This window comes from Halarsenatibacter silvermanii, from assembly GCF_900103135.1.
GTDB lineage: Bacteria > Bacillota > Halanaerobiia > Halanaerobiales > Halarsenatibacteraceae > Halarsenatibacter > Halarsenatibacter silvermanii.
In genome coordinates, this window is sequence record NZ_FNGO01000001.1 from 82638 (window position 1) to 100612 (window position 17975).

Sequence of the window (17975 nt, forward strand, 5' to 3'; positions counted from 1 at the left end):
TATTTTTACCCTTATAAATTAATTGCATAAAAAAAGCCAATCTCCTCTTTTATTCGTCTCCGGCGATTTACGGCAGCGAAAGGAGGGTTTTCAAAGTTTTTCAAGAATATTTATAATGTCAGGAAGGAGAGGATAATATGCCTGCCGAACCCCCCAGCAATTATGACAAATACCTTTTTCACCGCGGCCAGCACCACCGGGCCTATGAATTTATGGGTGCCAACCCGGGCAGCGAGTCCGGCCAAAAGGGGACCCGTTTCACCGTCTGGGCTCCCAATGCGGAAAAAGTTTTCGTAACCGGTGAATTCAACGACTGGTCCGAAAATTCCGATCCCCTCAGCCGCATCGAAGAGAGCGGCCTCTGGACCGTTTTCATTTTTGGAGCTGAACCAGGGATGAAATATAAATATCACATAATCGGTCCCGGCGGCACCACCCGAGTTAAATCCGACCCCTATGGCTTTTTTGCCGAGAAGAAACCGAAGACAGCCTCGATAATAAGAGATCTTTCGGATTATAACTGGAATGATGAACAGTGGCTGCGCCGGCGCAGAGATCGCGACCATCTCAAAGAGCCCGGATTGATTTACGAGGTGCATCTCGGCTCCTGGGCCCGGAACGAAGAAGGTGATTATCTCAATTATCGTCAGCTTGCCGACAGGCTGGTGGAGTATCTGCAGGACCTTAACTTCACCCACGTGGAGCTTCTTCCTATAACCGAACATCCCTTTGACGGTTCCTGGGGCTATCAGACCACGGGCTATTATTCCGTGACCAGCCGTTTTGGAGAGCCCGAAGATTTTATGTATTTTGTCGATCGCATGCATCAGGCAGGAATCGGAGTGATAATTGACTGGGTGCCGAGCCATTTCTGCCGCGATGATCACGGTCTGAGGCTTTTTGACGGCACCGAACTATACGAGAGTGCTGATCCTCTGCGGGCAGAAAACCCTCAGTGGGACACCCTGAATTTCGATTTTGCCCAGCCTGAAGTCTGGAGCTTTTTGATCTCCAGCGCCATTTTCTGGTTCGACAAATATCATGTAGACGGAATCAGAGCAGATGCCGTCAGCAATATGCTTTACCATGATTACGGCCGCGAGGATGAAGAATGGCGCCCCAACGAGTACGGAGGACGGGAACATATAGATGCCATCAAATTCCTGCGGAAGATGAATGAAGTGGTATTCGAAAAATACCCCGGCGTTTTGATGATTGCGGAAGAGTCGACCTCCTGGCCCCAGGTTACAGCTCCGGGATATATCGGCGGTCTGGGTTTTAACCTGAAGTGGAATATGGGCTGGATGAATGATGTGCTGAATTACATGGAAACAGATCCCCTTTACCGAAAATGGGATCACAACAAACTCACCTTCTCCATCATGTATGCTTTCTCGGAAAATTTTGTTCTGCCCCTTTCTCACGATGAGGTCGTGCACGGCAAAAAATCCCTGGTCGATAAGATGCCGGGAGATTACTGGCAGAAATTTGCCAACCTGAGACTTCTCTACTCCTATATGCTGGCCCATCCCGGTAAAAACCTGCTCTTTATGGGCGGCGAATTCGGGCAGTTCATAGAGTGGAATTTCCGTCAGGAGCTGGACTGGTTTCTGCTCGAATACGAAAAACACGAGCAGATGCAGAAGATGGTCAAAGAGCTCAATGGAATCTATCAAAACCATCCTCCACTCTGGCAGCTGGATCATGAGGAGGAAGGATTCGAATGGATCGAGGCCAACGATCATGAGCAGAGCGCGATCAGCTTTTTCCGGCGCGATGAAGAAGGCCGACCGATTTTGGCCGTCTGCAATTTCACGCCTGTGCCCAGAGATGATTACAGAATTGGAGTCCCTGAACAGGGTAACTATGCCGTGATTTTCGACAGCGATGCAGAAAAATACGGCGGCAGCGGCTATTTACAGCAATCCTCTTTTTCCAGCCAGCCGCAGGAATGGCACGGGCTCGAACATTCGCTGGCAGTAAATCTGCCGCCCCTGGCCGTAATTTATCTCAAACCCGAGACCGGATAAGATGAGCACTAAATTCTTTAACATTTCCCTAGAGGAGGGATTATATGTCCAAAAAGGAAGTAGTCACCATGCTGTTGGCCGGTGGAAAAGGCACCAGACTGGGGGTGCTGACCAAAAATATTGCCAAACCCGCCGTTCCTTTTGGTGCCGAATACCGCCTGATCGACTTTCCTCTCAGCAACTGCATGAATTCTGGGCTCAATACCGTCGGAGTTTTGACCCAGTACGAGCCGCTGGTGCTTAATTCGTATATAGGCAACGGCAGCTCCTGGGATCTTGACAGCCGCGACGGCGGGGTGACGGTGCTGCCGCCCTATCTGAGCGATTCGGGCGGACGCTGGTACCAGGGCACAGCCGATGCAGTCTATCAAAATATTCAATATATCGATCTTTATGATCCCGATTATGTGCTGGTTTTATCGGGCGATCATATTTATAAAATGGATTACTCTCTGATGATCGATCACCACAAAAAGAAAGATTCTGAGGCCACTATCGCTGTCAGGGAGGTTTCCTGGGATGAGGCCACCCGCTTCGGCGTGATGATATCCGACGAAGATGGACGCATAAATGATTTCCAGGAGAAGCCCGACGAGCCGCGCAGCAATTTAGCTTCGATGGGCATTTATGTCTTCGACTGGCCTCTTTTGCGCGATTATCTGGAGGCCGATGCCGCCAATCCTGAGTCCGATCGCGATTTTGGCAAGAATATAATACCCTCCCTGCTCAATGATGATCGTTTTCTTTACACCTATGAATTTTCCGGGTACTGGAAAGATGTGGGCACTATAAAAAGTTACTGGAATGGTCATATGGATCTGCTCGAAGAAAGGAAGAAAAATCTGAACCTTTATGACCGCGACTGGATCATCTGCAGCGTCAACCCCAACAGGCCACCGCAGTACATTTCCGAGACAGCTGAAATTTCCAACGCGATGATCAATAAAGGAACTAAAGTAGAGGGCAGGGTCGATTCTTCGGTGCTTTTTTATGGAACTTCGGTAGCCCGCGGCGCCGTGGTCAAAAATTCTGTGCTGATGCCCAATGTCACCGTAGAGGAGGATGCTTATATCAATAAAGCCATCGTGGGGCAAAACTCCGTCATCCGCGACAACGCCCGCGTGGGGGTGGGCGAGAACAGAGAGCTGGATGTGACCGTTATAGGTGAAGGCGAGACGATAACTCACGGTCAGACGATCGAAAATGGTTCGACGATAGGATAAAAACAGGGAGGGATCACAAAATATATGGACAATGTAATGGGCATTATCAACAATAATCCGCAGGGAATCTCATTAAAAGAGATCACCGGCCACCGTTCGCTGGCTTCCGTTCCCATATTCAGCAGATACAGGTTGATAGACTTTCCCCTCTCCAATATGGTCAACTCAGGCATCACCAATGTGGCTATCATGCTTGAAAGCCGTTTCCGCTCACTGCTCGATCACATAGGCCCCGGCAAACCCTGGGGGCTCGATACCAAGCGGGATGGTTTATTTCTGCTGCCTCCGGCTCATATTTACGATAAATCTCAGCTCTATAAGGGAGACGTGGAAAACTTTTATACCAATAAGGATTACCTGCATCGCTCCCGCCAGGAATACGTTATAGTCGACTACCCTTTTGTGGTCTGCAATCTTGATTACAGGGAAATATTCGATTTTCACCGCAGTTCGGACGCCGATATTACCGTTGTTTACAAGGATCTGGAAACACTTCATCGAGACTCTCATTACACCACGCTGACTCTGGACGCTGATGATCGTGTTATCGACATGAAAATAGATCCCGACACGCGGCGCAATACCAAAATTTCGCTCAAAAAATACGTGATGAGCAAGGATCTCTTGATCGAGTTGATCGACGAATCCGTATCGATCGGCCAGTGGGATTTCGAAAAGAACGGAATCGCCTCCCGGCTCAGCCAGTACGATGTCAGGGCCTATCCTGTTCACAATTATGTGGCTATAATCGGTTCCCTGAGCGAATTTTACCGCCGCAACATGGAAATTCTACAGCCCGATATTTTCGCCGAGCTGCTGGAGAAGGAAGGGCCCATATACACCAAGCCGAAAGATGAGGCCGCCACTCAATACACTCCAGAATCGAAAATCAAAAATGTGCTGGCAGCCAACGGCTGCTATGTAGCCGGCGAGGTCGAAAACTCGATTCTCTTCCGCGGGGTGAAAATAGCTGAAGGAGCTAAAGTAAAGAATTCCATAGTCATGCAAAAAAGCCAGATCAAAGAAGATGTAGTGCTGGAGAATGTTATAACAGATAAAAACGTGAGAGTTTCCCCTGGCAAGGAGCTCAAAGGAGATTCGAGCTTCCCGCTGATTGTGGAAAAAGGATCGCAGATTTGATCTCTGTCCGGGCTTGACAATTTTTTCCGAGTATCATATAATTACCTGCGGAGATGAAAAGGATCATTTTCGTACCGATTTTCACCCGCCACAACTAAATAACCAGTACAGTTCTTGTTAAGTGAGGCTCCTGATCGAAAAGATGCTGCTGCCCGGAAACGTCCAGAGACGCCAACGGGTAAAACAGGCCCACCCGGCATAAGGGAGGTCCAAGGTAGCTGATGGTGCATATGCCATCTACGTCGGTCAGTGCTGAATCCCTGACGAGGAGACGTTGAAATACAGCCGCCGGCAGAAAATGCCCCTCTCCAGCAGGCTCTGCCGGCAGCATACGGCTTCCCGTGAGGGAAGCCTTTTCTACTTTATTTAGATATCTGCTGCTGTAAGGTTTTACCGCCTTTTCATCTCCGCGTCAGGAGAGAAAAACCATTATAACTGGAGGTGTTAAAGCATGGACTCATCCTGCGATCATCTGCTTTTCACGGTGGCTTTGAAAATAACGATTTGATACCAAAACCATAAGAGGAGGTTAAGAACAGGATGCAGAAAGTAAGCACCGGTATTTATGAACAGGCGATCGAACTTTTGCATGAGGAGAAGCTGGAAAAACTGAAGCAGCTGTTAAACGATGCCGATCTGGTCGAGCTGGTGCAGCTCATGCAGGAGCTGGATTCTGAAAGCAGGGTGGTGAGCTTCCGGCTTTTGAGAAAGGATACAGCTATCAAGGTGTTCGAAAAACTGGATCTTGAACTGCAGGAAGCGCTGATCAAGGACTTCGCAGGTACGGAAGCGGCCGACACCTTCAAAAGACTGGCTCCTGATGACAGAGTTCGGCTCCTGGATGAGCTGCCCGCAGGAGTTGCCAAGCGGCTGCTAAATCAGCTGAGTCAGGAAAAAAGAGAGGAAACTTCGGAACTTCTGGGTTATGAAGAGGAAACCGCCGGCAGAATCATGACGACGGAATATGCCCGCATAGAGGAGGGATCGACCGTAAAAGAAGCTCTCGAAAAGGTCAGATCCATAAAAGACCACAAAAAGAACATTCTCAGCCTGTATGTGACAGATGAAACTCGAGTGCTGGAGGGAGAAGTGCCCCTGCAGGATCTGGTTCTTTCCGATCCTGACGAAAAAGTTGAAAATATAATGAAGCCCTATCCTGTCAAGGTCAATACGGATGTTGATCAGGAGAAAGCTGCCCGGCTGATGCAGGAACAGGACCTGGTCAATCTGCCGGTTGTCGATCATGAAAATCGACTTGTCGGCACGGTAACTGTCGATGACGCCGCCGAAATCATCGAGGAGGAAACAACAGAGGACATCTTCGAGATGGCCGGATTGGGCTCGCTGCGCTCCGATGAAGCTACCAAAAGCCGCACCATGATCGAGGGCTCGCTGCCCCAGATCTGGAAAGTCAGAATCCCCTACTTATTGATAGCTCTGGCCGGAGGTCTTTTAGCCGGAGGGGTTATCGATGGGTTCGAAGAAACTCTGGAGGCAATAGCAGCCCTGGCTGTCTTTATTCCGGTCATAATGGATATGGGCGGCAATGTAGGCACTCAGTCATCGACCATCTTCGCCCGCGGTCTGGTTCTGGGCCACGTCAACGTGCGCCAGTTCAAACGTTACTTTTTTAAAGAGATGAGTGTAGGTCTCGGCATGGGACTGATACTGGGAGCAGCTTCAGGCGTGATAGCTCATTACTGGCAGGGGATTCCCGGCTTCGGTCTGACGGTGTTTTTGTCCATGGCGCTTACAATCACCCTTGCCAGCAGCCTCGGCTTCATAATTCCCTATATACTCTTCCGTTTCAATTTCGACCAGGCCGCCGGTTCTGATCCCGTCATAACGACGCTGAAGGATATAACCGCGCTGGTGATTTACTTTTCGCTGGCCAATCTCTTTATGAGCCATATGCTTTAAACCGTACATTTTGATGGATTGAAAATTTTGGGTTCAAAAAATGTGCTCTCAAAATGCAAAAATCCGCCCTGCCGGCTCAACAGCCGGTGAGGCGGATTTTTTATTTTTTAATGAAATTTTTCCCCGGCATAAGTTTAGTTTTCGGCCAAAAAAATTGCGCTCTCTTCGCAAAAGCTTGTCCCTGAGCTCCCGCTCAGCCCGGCACATCCTGAGCCGGGGACACTATTTTTTGGCCAGGGACTTAACCTGAGATTCGAAAAATTTCGAGTATCACTCTGCTTTATATCTTCCGATGCTCTTAAAACCCCGGCAATTTTTGTTATATATAAGCCCTTTAAATCTGCTGTTCACCTTACAGTTTCACAGTGCATCACCATAGCGCTGTGCGGGGACAGTTCAACTTCCACATCCTGAAAACTTCTGATGGTCTCCAGGCCGGCCTGGCTTTCATCGACCACCACATGTCGTTTTTTTCTTTCTCCCAGGCCTATTTTAGTCCAGTCCCAATTTCCGTTGTAAATAATCAGTATTTCAGCCCAGGAATCCCCGCCGGCATGAGGGCCGAGTTTAAAGGCTGCAGTTTTTTCCGGAGTATCGAGAAATTCCAGATTCTCCCGGATCGCCTGACTGTCAGGAAGCCTCAGGGCCGGGTGCTCGCGCCGAAGCTCAATCAAACCCCGGATATATTCAAAGGTCTCCTGATACCGTGTTTTGCGGTTCCATTTGAGAGCATTAACACGATCTCCCGATTTGTAGGAGTTGTGATCGCCGTATTTCGTGCGCAGAAACTCCGCTCCGCCGTGCATAAAGGCCACTCCCTGGGAGGTGAAAATTATGGCGTGGGCAAAGCGATGCAGCTGAACCAGCACCTCTTCTCTTCTTTCCGGACAGGTTTTTTTCAGCTTATCCCAGAGAGTTAAATTATCGTGACAGCTCACGTAATTTATCGATTCGCCGGGTTCATCGGCCAGTCCCATCAATGATTCTCGATAGGGTATATGTCCGACCGCACCTTTTTTGATTTCGTGTTCAAGTCCTTCCCGGCCCGTGATAAAACCAGGGACAGGACCATCGTTGTCGCCTTTTATGGCCTCGCGAAATTCATCGTTAAAAACACCAATTCTGCGGCCGCGCTGAGCTCCCTTGACCATCAGCCTCTTCTCGGGAATATTGGGAGAAAGGGCATACCAGGGTTCACCATAGACCAGCATCGATTCATCGATCTCATCCAGCCTATCCCTCACCTCAAACATCGTCTCTCGATCGATAAGTCCCATCAAATCGAAGCGGAACCCATCGATATGGTACTCTTCCGCCCAGTAGGTCACTGACTGCAGAATAAAATCGCGTACTTTTTCGCGTTCTGTCGCCACCTCATTCCCCACCCCTGATCCATTGGCAACCTCATACTCAGTTTCCCACCTGTAGAAGTAACCGGGAGCGATCAGATTCATAGGGGAATGTCTGGTATGGTAGGTATGATTAAAAACCACGTCCATTATGACACCTATACCTCTATCGTGCAAAGCCATGATAAGCTGCTTGAGTTCGGTAATGCGCGAAAGATCTTCCGGATTGGAGGCATAAGAACCTTCGGGCGAATTATAACAGTATGGGTCATAACCCCAGTTGTAATCCTCGGGGTCTGTATCATCGACCGTGGCAAAATCATATATTGGCATCAGCTGCACATGAGTTATGCCGAGCTCTTCAAGATGATCCAGGCCGGTGCTCAGGCCGGTAGAATTTGTGGTTCCCCCCTCGGTGAAAGCCAGATATTGACGGCGGTTTTCCATGCCTGACTGGGGGTGGCTGCTGAAATCCCGCACATGCACCTCATAAATTACTGCATCGACCGCCCGATCACAATCTGGACGGCTGTCCTCCTGCCATCCTTCGGGATCGGTCCTGGAGGTGTCGACCACTATCGCCCGCTGACTGTTGGTGCTGACTGCTTTAGCCCAGGGATCGACAGCCTTGTATATTCTGCCTTCCCTGTTGATTTCCAGCCAGTAATAGGTTCCATGAAGGTCCTCATCGAGCTGAAGATACCAGTAATTGTCGGCCAGCGGATAAAGATCCAGAGTCCTTTCGGCCGGACCTTCTTCCCTGGAGGTGAGACTGATACTTACCGCCTGGGCATCCTTTACCCAGAAGTGAAAAATCGTGGTTTTAGGGCTGCAAAATGCCCCCAGCTTTTCTCTGTTAAACGTTCTTTTTTTCGATACATCAGGATCGTTTTGACTGGAAGTCTTCGCCAAGAATTTACTCCTCCCCGCTTTTTATCGACAATTTAAGGATTGGATTTTACTATTCTCCTTATTTATTATATAATTAAAAAGGATATAAGTAAACGAACATAGGGGGATTAATTCTTAAATTTTCAATTTTTCTTTGCTGATTTACAAAAATCTTTACCGAGGTGATCATCAAGTTGCAGAGAGAAATCGATAAGGAAATAGAAGAACTGCCGAGGATAGCCTACTTCTGTATGGAATACGGATTGCACGAGGATTTCCGGATTTATTCCGGAGGTCTGGGAGTACTGGCCGGAGACATAATGAAGGCCTCCCGGGAAAACAATCTGCCCCTGGTGGGTATCGGCATCATGTGGAGTAAAGGGTATACCAAACAGCTCATCGATGATTATGGTCGTCCCTATGACAATTTTGCTGCCGAAGAAAAGAATTACAAACACGTCGAAGATACCGGAAGCTCGGTTACAGTTACCGTAGAAGATCAGGAGATTAAATGTAAAATATGGAAGGTAGAAAAATTTAACAACAATATCATCTACCTGCTCGATGCCAATCTGGAAGAGAACGGAGAGTATAGCGAAATCACCAAACGCCTCTATGTGGGTTCTTCCGAGGAGCGCATTGCTCAGGAAATAGTCCTGGGTATAGGGGGAGTTAAAGCTCTGCGCGAACTGGATATAGAGATCGACATCTATCATTTTAACGAAGGTCACGCCGCTTTAGCCGGTACTGAGCTCATTAGAGAGAAGATGGAAGAGCAGGAAGAACCGGATTTTCATCAGGCCTGGAAAAAAACGCGGGATGAAATCGTATTCACCACCCATACACCGGTAAAAGAAGGTAATGAGTCTCACCCGATAGAAAATCTCGAGCGCATGGGCGCTTTCAACAGTTTAAACCGCGAACAGATGGAACATATAGGGAATAATCCCTTTAACATGACTGTAGCGGGACTCAGACTTTCCTCCCGCGCCAACGGAGTTGCCCGCCTGCACGGCATCACCGCCCGGGATATGTGGAATGAGGTGGATGATCGCGCACCCATAATGTCGATTACCAACGGTGTTCATCGCGGCAGCTGGGTCGACGAAAGAATGTATGAGGCTCTCTTCGACAAGGAGGAGATCTCCAGGCTGCATCAGGAGAATAAAAAAGAACTGCTGGAGTTTATAGCCGAAGAAAACGATCAGTATCTCGATGACGACAGGTTGCTGATCGGATTCGCCCGCAGGGCAGCCAGCTATAAACGACCCGATATGATATTCTGGGATATGGACACGATCAGACCTCTGCTGGAAGACAACAAGATTCAGCTGGTTTTCTCCGGAAAAGCACATCCCGAGGACAATATAGGCAAGGACATCATCGCCAGCATAATAGATATTTCCGAAAGATATCCGGAAAACGTCGTTTATCTGGAGGATTATAATATCAAGATAGGCCGCCTGATGACCAGAGGCTGTGACGTGTGGCTCAACAATCCCCGTCGTCCTCTCGAAGCCAGCGGAACCTCGGGCATGAAAGCCGCCATGAACGGCGTTCTCAACCTGAGCACGCTCGACGGCTGGTGGGCGGAGGCCTGTCAGCATGGCATCAACGGCTGGCAGTTCGGTGATGCCTATGTAGGTGAGGGGCAGGATGAACACGATTTACATGCCCTCTACCATGTGCTGGGCAACGAAGTTATTCCTACCTATTATGATGACAGAGAAAAATGGCTGATGATGATGCAATACAGCCTCAAAACCACCCATGAAAAGTTCTCGGCTCGCAGAATGATGGATGATTATTACAAGATGCTCTATATGATTTAATTTTCGACATAAACAACAGGGGCCATCAGCATACGCACCACATTGAAGCCCGGGGATAATTATAACCCCCGGGCTTTTTATATTCTCAAATGTGAATCATATTTTCCGCCAGCTCGGCCCGTTTTTCCGGCCCGTTGAGATAGCCAACAATCTCCAGAGAAAAATCCAGAGCCGTTCCCGGTCCGCGGGAAGTGATAATATGATCGTCCTTCACCACCCGCTGCTGCCTGTAATCCAGCCCGGAAAATCTGTCAGCAAAGGAAGGATAGCTGGTCACCGCCCGGTCTTCGAGTATCCCGGCATCGAGCAGAACCAGAGGTGCTGCACATATAGCCGCCACCAGCCTCTCGGTGGCATCAAACTCCCTCACCAGTTGAATCACCCGGGATTCGTGTTTTAAATTTTCAGTTCCCGGCATGCCTCCAGGAAGAGCTATACCATCAAAAACACGGGCATTTATATTCTTGAGGCGCTGATCGGCCTGCAGCTTGATCTGATGAGAACCCTCTATCTTGGTATTGCCCAGGCCGGCGGTGGTAACATCATTGCCCGCCCGGCGAAGGGTATCCACAATTGTGATGGCCTCTATCTCTTCCAGACCGCGCGCCAACGGAACAACAATTTTGCTGTTCAATTTATTTCTCCCCCTCCCTGACTGCATTCTCCAGAACATCAGCAAAGAGTTCGAGGTCCGATTCGCTGTAAAGAACGAATTTTATCAGGCGCACAACATCCAGCTCCGGCATCTCTTCCAGCACCGTCTGCAGAGCTATCTCTGCCGCCGCACGTTTGGGATAGCCGAAAGCCCCGGTAGAGATAGCAGGAAACGCCAGCCGCTCAATCTCATTTTCTTCTGCCAGCCTGAGAGATTCCCGATAACACCTGGCCAGAAGCTCATCCTCCGGTTTATCGCGGCCGTAAACCGGCCCCAGACAGTGTATTACGAAGTCATTGGGGAGCTTATGGGCTCCGGTGATCACCGCTTCACCGGGCTCTATGGGAGCATACTGACTGGCTTCTTCCGCCAGTTCAGGCCCGGCTGCCGAATGAATGGCTCCAGCTACTCCTCCTCCAGTTTCCAATCGGGCATTAGCAGCATTAACAACAGCTTCAACATCCTGCTGTCTGGATATATCTCCCTGTTCCAGCCTGAGCCGCGCTTCGCCGCGTTCAGCTTCTTTCATTGATCATTCCACCTCCAATCCGTTATTTTGGATTTTCGCCCTGATTCCGCTCAATTCGCCGGCAATCAGCGGGTGATCTAAATTTTCCAGCCGCTGCAGATCACCCGTTTTAAGGCCGATTTCCCCCAAAGAGGAATCCAGGCGTTTTAAAGCCCGCAGAGAATAATGCAGCAGCCAGGGTGAAGAGGATTTTTTGATTATCAGCGCTGCCAGTTCTCCGGCTTCTGCAAAACTTCTCAGCTCCAAAAAATTACGCAGCAAAAATCTCATCTCGAGTTCTCTCCGGTCGCATTTTTCCGCCCGGCGGCGCCAGTCAACTCTCCTGGTCATTTTGCGGGCGAGATTTCTATCAACGCTGACCAGATTATGCGCAAGCTTTTCGGGGTCTATCTTTTCCTGTTCAAGCACATCGATCAGCAGATGATATACCTCTTCCTCCGATAATTCTCCCAAAAAATTTGCAACTCTGGAGAAATCGACCTCATCTTTTAAAAGATACCGGCAGAATTTCCTCCGGGACATATGTCTGGAGCTGCGCAACTTCTTATCGATCAGCGAGATATAGTCACCGGGGACTTTTTCGGCCAGATCAGCCAGTTTTTTCTCGCCGGCCGCGGCAGTTATACTTTTGCGGCGGCGCCAGCGAGTGAAATCGCCTGTCATAAAATAGATGGTCGGCAGGATCATAACCGCCAGAAGATATAGAAGGCGGGTGCGCCAGAAAAGTTCAGGGAGGAAATATCTCTCCAGATGGCCGGGTTGAAACAATCCGCTGCCCAGAAGCCCCTCGCGATAAATATCATCTGAGATACTGGCAGCCTTGCGCTGACTCAGCTCAGCCAGCTGCCCGGGATCGACTTCCTGATCTGTGAGAGCAGCCAGGCGGGCCAGTTCTCCGACGACCCGGGGAGCGGAAAAAGAGGTGCCCTGTGATTCAAAGCGGGTCAGAGAAAAAGAACCAAAGTCGCGCGGAAGCAGCCGGCGTACCCCTCCCGGAGCTGCAAGATCAATATGTTCGCCATAGGTGGCATAATTATACCTGCCCCGCGAAGAAGCTCCACTGATACTCAAAACCCCGGCATAACCGGACGGATAAAACACCCTTTCATCTCCGCTGTTGCCGGCAGCGGCCACCACCAGCACATCTAATCTTTCCAGATCTTCGATTGCCCTTTTCTCAATCGGCGAGGGTTCGGAAAAGGCCAGACTGATATTGACAAATATTTTTTTATCGGGATTGGCCCGGGCATAATCGCCTATATAAAGCAGATGTTCGAGAAAATTCTGTCTGCGTTTCTCACCGGCTCCCTCCAGCTCCAGCTCTCGTATTACCGCCAGCTCTCCGGCCCGGCGCGCGATCAAATCAGAGGTGAGCTGCCCGTGTCCGGGCAGCGGAGCGGGGGAACGTGGCTGAACTTCTCTCCGCACTTCCGGCTGAAAACCAGCATCTATCACAAAAACCGTAGTTGAGCTTCTCTCTTTGTTCTCACGATGCAGATGAGAAAGCCAGGCGAAGCCGGCGAGAATTATCAACAGACAGATTATCAGGATTTTGGTTATTTTGCGCATTTATAACTTCCTCATAAAATTGCTGGCTGAGAAACTTTTATAAGCTTTCTAAGCACTGACACCTACAAACATGTAAAAGCGTTTATTTAAAATTTTGCTGAAAATAATCTCCAGATCATTCTCTTTGAGTATAGCCTTGATCTCTCCCGATTTTAGTCTTTCCTCCAGGTCGGGCCCTGGCTCCATCTCATCATAGCGCCAGTCCAGGATGACAACTCTGCCGCTTTCCTCTTCGAGCAGCCGCAGATAGGAGCCGAAAAATTCTCCGGGGTCTTCAACTTCATGCAGTATGTTGGCAAAAAAGAGCACATCAGCTCTTCCATTCAAACCCGGCATGCGGTTTTCCGGCAGACCCTCAGCTTCCACCTGATGGAGATAGATATTGGTATGATCGCTTTCTGCCCTCCGCTCGGAGAGTTCTTCCAGCATATCGGAGGATATATCGAACCCGTGAACTTCTCCTTCACTTCCCACCATTTCAGCAGCCGGCAGGCTGAAGAATCCGTTGCCACAGCCTACATCAAAAAACTGGTCGCCCTCTTTTAGACCGCAGGCTTCCAAAATTTTTTTGGGAGGAAGCCATTCCTTTCTCTCCTCGGACAAAAGACGGGAACTATTCTGGGGATTGAATACTCTGGACATAATTCTGTCACCTCCTGGCTTTTGATTATATTTCTGGAAAAATAACCGGAGACCTTCTTCCGGCATTCTTTGAATTCCAGGACTCCAGCTGCTAATAAGGTTGCAGATTCAAACATTGCTTGATATACTTTTTCCTGCGGGTTAATTATATCGTCTTTATCGTGACATCGGGTTCTATCTCTGTAGTAGGTGGTAATTTTAGATGAAACAGCAGGCTGAAGCACAGGAAAATATCATAGACAGGCCTATCATACCGACGATGATCAAATTATCCTGGCCGATAATAGTAGGACAGGGAATGCACCTTATGTATCAGCTGGCAGATACTTTCTGGATAGGCAGACTCGGTGCTGAACATTTAGCCGCAATCACCCTATCCTTTCCCCTTCTCTTCATCGTATTTTCGATGGGGACAGGTTTTTCGATAGCAGGTGTTTCCCTTGTTTCTCAGTATACCGGAGCCGAAGAGCACGATAATGCCGGAAGGGCAGCAGCCCAGGTGCTTTTGTTTGCCGTGCTGATCTCGCTGCTTTTTATGATTCCCGGCCGAATATTCAGCACTGAAATGTTAATTCTCATAGGTGCTGAAGCCGAAGTTCTGCCCCTGGCCGAGGAATATTTCAATATATTCGTATCTGCCATACCTATAATCTTTGTATATTTCGTCTTCTCGGCTTCTCTTGAGGGCATCGGAGACACCATAACTCCGATGAAGATCAAAATCATTTCGGTAATTGCTAATATAATTCTCGATCCCTTTTTGATATTCGGCTGGTCGGTATTCCCAGAAATGGGAATAGCCGGAGCTGCAGCAGCCACCGTTTTCTCGCGGCTGGCAGCCGGCATTGTCGGTATTTATATTATGCTGCGCGGACTCACCCAGCTCAAAATCAGACCAAAACATTTCATCCCTGATCCGGGGCTGATCAAGAAAATCTTTCGCATCGGCCTGCCAGCAGCTTTCGGAGACTCCGGTCTGGCTATAGCAATAACCGTTATGACTTCGCTGGTGGCGGGCTTCGGCACGACAACTGTGGCTGCCTGGGGTATAGCCAATCGGGTTACTTCGATGATCCGCATGCCGGCTTTTGGTATGGGCCGGGCGACAGGAATAATGGTCGGCCAGCACCTGGGAGCGGACCACCCTGACGAAGCCGGAAAAGTTTCCTCGCTGGGAACCAGAATAACTTTCGGTTTTATGCTGATACTGGCCGTTTTGCTGCTCATCTTTTCCTCTGATATAATAGCTGTATTCACGGCGGAAGACCAGGTGGTCGAAGTCGGTGCAGAATTTTTAAATATCGTCGGTTTTGCCTACGCTTTTCTTGGAGCTCAGATAGTTCTCAGCGGTGCACTCAACGGGGCCGGCAAAACAGCCCAGCAGACTTTTTTCAGGCTGCTTTCACTCTGGGGGTTTCAAATTCCCTTCTCCTATCTTCTCGCCTATCAACTGAGCTGGGGGCGTCAGGGAATATGGTGGGGCATTCTGCTCGCCAAGATGCTGGGTTTTCTGGTGCTCCTGATCTGGTTTCGCAGGGGGACCTGGAAAACAAAGGAGATTTAGAGAGTTTTAAAGCACAGCTCCACCCTCTATCTTTATCTCCTGTTCCAGGGGCTCGCCTATAAGAACGATAAACCTGGAGCTCTCAGCAGTTGATTTGAGCTCGCACCCGGCTGCCGGCGCCAGAAGATAACCCTGATGCCGGGCGACTTTTTTCTGCCCCTGCAGTTCACCGGAGATTACAAATATCAGTCCCTGATGTCTGTCCGAAAGCTGCAGATTGAATGTCTCTTCCCGGCTGAGCTCCACATCCTGCATGATGACGTCTGCTGACACTTCCAGCGGCGCTCCTGGCCCCAGAATGGTCTTTATGCGCAGTCCCGGTTTTTCCTGGAGGGGGATATTTTCGGAAGCTATCAGCCGGTATTCAGGGCTGGTCTCTTTTAGTTCCCGGGGCAGATTTATCCAGAGCTGAATACCACGACTCAAACCCTCTCCGACCGGTTCTTCGGAATGTCTGATCCCTTTTCCGGCCCGGAAATACTGCAGTTCTCCCGCCTCGGCAGCAGCTTCGTTATCGAGATTATCGCTGTGCTTCAGACCACCTTCCAGAATATAGCTCACAGCTTCGAAACCGCGGTGGCCGTGTTCGGCAAAACTGTTGGGCGGCTCCACCTGAAATTCATCCAGCAGCACAAAGGGATCGAGATGATTAATTTCAGCAGTCGGAAACAACCTGTTGACTAAAGCTCCCTCTCCTTCTGACTTCTCTTCAGCTGCAATAACTCTATTTTTGTTAATCACGAGTAATTCACTCCCCTTCAATTACAATTATATCTGATCTGGAATAGTTTTCAACCAAAAACTTTGACGCCATCGTTTCCAGATTGCTCTTCTGGCAGCAGCCGTTTTTCTATGTTATAATAATCCGGGAAGGAGGCCAAATATGCCAGAATGGCGGCTTTTGATAACCGATCCAGCTGCAGGTCATTATAATATGGCCGTGGATGAGGCCATCATGAGATCTCATCGGGAGGGCAGCACTCCGCCCACTCTGCGATTTTACAGCTGGAAACCCCCGGCTTTGTCGCTGGGTTTTTTTCAGCAGATAGAGGATATCGATCGTGAGGCCTGCCGTAAAAAAGGCATAGATATCGTAAGAAGGCTGACAGGCGGCCGTGCTATTCTTCATGACGAGGAGCTGACCTACAGCCTGACAGTTCGCGAGGATCTCGACCTCCTTTCCGACTCCGTCGTGGAAAGCTACCGTCAGATAAGCGAAGGACTGGTGAGCGGATTACAAAAGGTGGGGGTCCCGGCAGAACTCAAACCCCGCCAGAAGGGAAAAAAAGCCCCCTCCGGAAAGTCCTCAGCCTGTTTTGATGCCCCTTCCTGGTATGAAATTGTCAGTGATGGTAAAAAACTCATAGGCAGCGCCCAGACCAGAAAAAAGGGAGCAATATTACAGCACGGTTCACTCCCCTTTCGCCAGGACAGCCAAAAAATTTTTGATCTCTTCAACTTTTCCAGCGATCACGAAAGGGAAAAAATGCGTCGTTTTTACTCGCTCAAATCGACCTCGCTGGATGAACTGGGAGCTGATTCTCTTAGTTTTGAGGATCTGAGCGCAGCTCTCAGCAAAGGCATATCCGAAGCTCTATCTATCGATTTAAAAGCCGGTTCGCTCACAGAAAAAGAGCGCAGGCTTGCCGGGGAACTCGCCCGGGAAAAATATAAAAACAGCACCTGGAACTACAGGAGGTGAGAAAATGACAGAGAATAGAAGCAGACTGCCCGATTGGCTGCGCCAAAAAGACCCGATTCAAAGAGAGATGATGAATACCCGCCGGCTGTTGGCAGGCCTGGAACTCAACACTGTCTGTCAAAACGCCCGCTGTCCCAATATAGGTGAATGTTACTCTCGTGATACCGCCACCTTCATGGTTCTGGGCAGCCGCTGCACCCGCAGCTGCAATTTTTGCGCGGTAACACACGGTTCTCCCCTGCCGGTGGATTTAACAGAACCCAACCGACTGGCTCAGGCGGTTATCCGCCTGGATTTAAACCACGTGGTGATAACTTCGGTGACTCGCGATGATCTGCCGCTGGGAGGGGCCAGGCAATTTGTCCGGGTCATCGAAGCAATTCGAGCTGCCCAGCCAGATGCTACCATCGAAGTTCTGACACCCGATTTCCAGCTGGAGGAAAAAGCTCTCAAATTAATCCGGGAAGCACAGCCGGAGATTTTCAACCACAATATAGAGACGGTCCCCTCTCTTTACAGCCGGGTCAGACCGGAAGCCGATTATAAAAGGTCTCTAAAGCTGCTCTCAAAGATGGCAGACGCCGAAGGAGAAATGATGATTAAATCCGGACTAATGCTGGGACTGGGCGAATCCGAAGAGGAACTCCAGAAGGTCTGGAAGGATCTGCGCGGAGCTGGCTGCCAGATTCTGACCATGGGCCAGTATCTCCAGCCCACTGACAGCAATCTGCCGGTGGAGGAATATATTCGTCCGGAGGAGTTTGAACGTTTAAAAGAGAAAGCTGAAGATCTGGGTTTTGAGCAGGTAATAGCCGGTCCCTATGTGCGCAGTTCTTATCTGGCCGACAAAAGCAGCCGCGAACTGCTCAACAGCTGAGCATAAATTGAATTTTTTGGATTCTTCTTGATTTCAGCCGGTAAATAGGTGC

14 protein-coding genes and 1 riboswitch are annotated in these 17975 nt (G+C 49.5%); of the genes, 8 read left to right on the top strand and 6 right to left on the bottom strand.

Annotation, left to right across the window (positions count from 1 at the left end; translation table 11 throughout):
• Positions 1-137: 137 nt before the first annotated feature.
• The 4 genes from glgB to mgtE all read left to right on the top strand — a co-directional run bounded on the left by glgB (position 138) and on the right by mgtE (position 6313).
• On the top strand, positions 138-2030 hold the full coding sequence (gene glgB, locus BLT15_RS00380; RefSeq protein WP_089757555.1) for a 1,4-alpha-glucan branching protein GlgB: 1893 nt from the start codon (positions 138-140) through the stop codon (positions 2028-2030).
• A gap of 44 nt (positions 2031-2074) precedes the next feature.
• Positions 2075-3253: a glucose-1-phosphate adenylyltransferase gene (locus BLT15_RS00385; protein ID WP_089757557.1), complete on the top strand. Its 1179-nt coding sequence runs from the start codon at positions 2075-2077 to the stop codon at positions 3251-3253.
• Between the two features lie 24 nt (positions 3254-3277).
• Positions 3278-4393 carry a glucose-1-phosphate adenylyltransferase subunit GlgD gene (gene glgD / locus BLT15_RS00390; protein WP_089757560.1) on the top strand — a complete coding sequence of 372 codons (1116 nt, stop codon included), beginning with the start codon at positions 3278-3280 and terminating at the stop codon, positions 4391-4393.
• Between the two features lie 106 nt (positions 4394-4499).
• Positions 4500-4671, top strand: a riboswitch (M-box (ykoK) riboswitch).
• A gap of 262 nt (positions 4672-4933) precedes the next feature.
• Complete coding sequence (gene mgtE / locus BLT15_RS00395) at positions 4934-6313, top strand: magnesium transporter (RefSeq protein WP_089757562.1); 1380 nt, start codon at positions 4934-4936, stop codon at positions 6311-6313.
• A 347-nt stretch (positions 6314-6660) separates the two neighbouring features.
• Here the strand turns inward: mgtE and pulA are convergent, their stop codons facing one another.
• Positions 6661-8574, bottom strand: a complete 1914-nt coding sequence (gene pulA, locus BLT15_RS00405) for a type I pullulanase (protein WP_089757566.1) — start codon at positions 8572-8574, stop codon at positions 6661-6663.
• Between the two features lie 173 nt (positions 8575-8747).
• On the opposite strand from pulA, the gene glgP reads away from it, so the two are divergent.
• Complete coding sequence (gene glgP / locus BLT15_RS00410; RefSeq protein ID WP_268762206.1) at positions 8748-10385, top strand: alpha-glucan family phosphorylase; 1638 nt, start codon at positions 8748-8750, stop codon at positions 10383-10385.
• A gap of 85 nt (positions 10386-10470) precedes the next feature.
• On the opposite strand, the gene BLT15_RS00415 is transcribed toward glgP, so the two are convergent.
• Genes BLT15_RS00415 through BLT15_RS00430 form a run of 4 tightly spaced genes read right to left on the bottom strand, consistent with a single transcriptional unit; the run spans position 10471 to position 13780 of the window.
• Positions 10471-11019: a DJ-1 family glyoxalase III gene (locus BLT15_RS00415; protein ID WP_234985445.1), complete on the bottom strand. Its 549-nt coding sequence runs from the start codon at positions 11017-11019 to the stop codon at positions 10471-10473.
• A 1-nt stretch (position 11020) separates the two neighbouring features.
• A complete protein-coding gene (locus tag BLT15_RS00420; protein ID WP_089757569.1) occupies positions 11021-11569 on the bottom strand; it encodes a macro domain-containing protein in 549 nt (182 codons plus the stop codon).
• A gap of 3 nt (positions 11570-11572) precedes the next feature.
• A complete protein-coding gene (locus tag BLT15_RS00425; RefSeq protein WP_089757571.1) occupies positions 11573-13138 on the bottom strand; it encodes a S8/S53 family peptidase in 1566 nt (521 codons plus the stop codon).
• A 48-nt stretch (positions 13139-13186) separates the two neighbouring features.
• A complete protein-coding gene (locus tag BLT15_RS00430) occupies positions 13187-13780 on the bottom strand; it encodes a class I SAM-dependent methyltransferase (RefSeq protein WP_159429739.1) in 594 nt (197 codons plus the stop codon).
• A gap of 202 nt (positions 13781-13982) precedes the next feature.
• Here BLT15_RS00430 and BLT15_RS00435 point away from each other — a divergent pair, with 202 nt between their 5' ends.
• Positions 13983-15344 (top strand): MATE family efflux transporter, encoded by a 1362-nt coding sequence (locus tag BLT15_RS00435; RefSeq protein ID WP_089757575.1) that lies wholly within the window; start codon positions 13983-13985, stop codon positions 15342-15344.
• 6 nt (positions 15345-15350) lie between these two features.
• Here BLT15_RS00435 and BLT15_RS00440 read toward each other — a convergent pair whose 3' ends face one another.
• Positions 15351-16085: a pirin family protein gene (locus BLT15_RS00440; protein WP_159429740.1), complete on the bottom strand. Its 735-nt coding sequence runs from the start codon at positions 16083-16085 to the stop codon at positions 15351-15353.
• Positions 16086-16227: 142 nt separating this feature from the next.
• On the opposite strand from BLT15_RS00440, the gene BLT15_RS00445 reads away from it, so the two are divergent.
• Positions 16228-17046, top strand: coding sequence for a lipoate--protein ligase family protein (locus tag BLT15_RS00445; RefSeq protein WP_089757579.1), 819 nt, complete (start codon positions 16228-16230; stop codon positions 17044-17046).
• Between the two features lie 4 nt (positions 17047-17050).
• Positions 17051-17923: a lipoyl synthase gene (gene lipA / locus BLT15_RS00450; protein WP_089757581.1), complete on the top strand. Its 873-nt coding sequence runs from the start codon at positions 17051-17053 to the stop codon at positions 17921-17923.
• Positions 17924-17975: the final 52 nt, after the last annotated feature.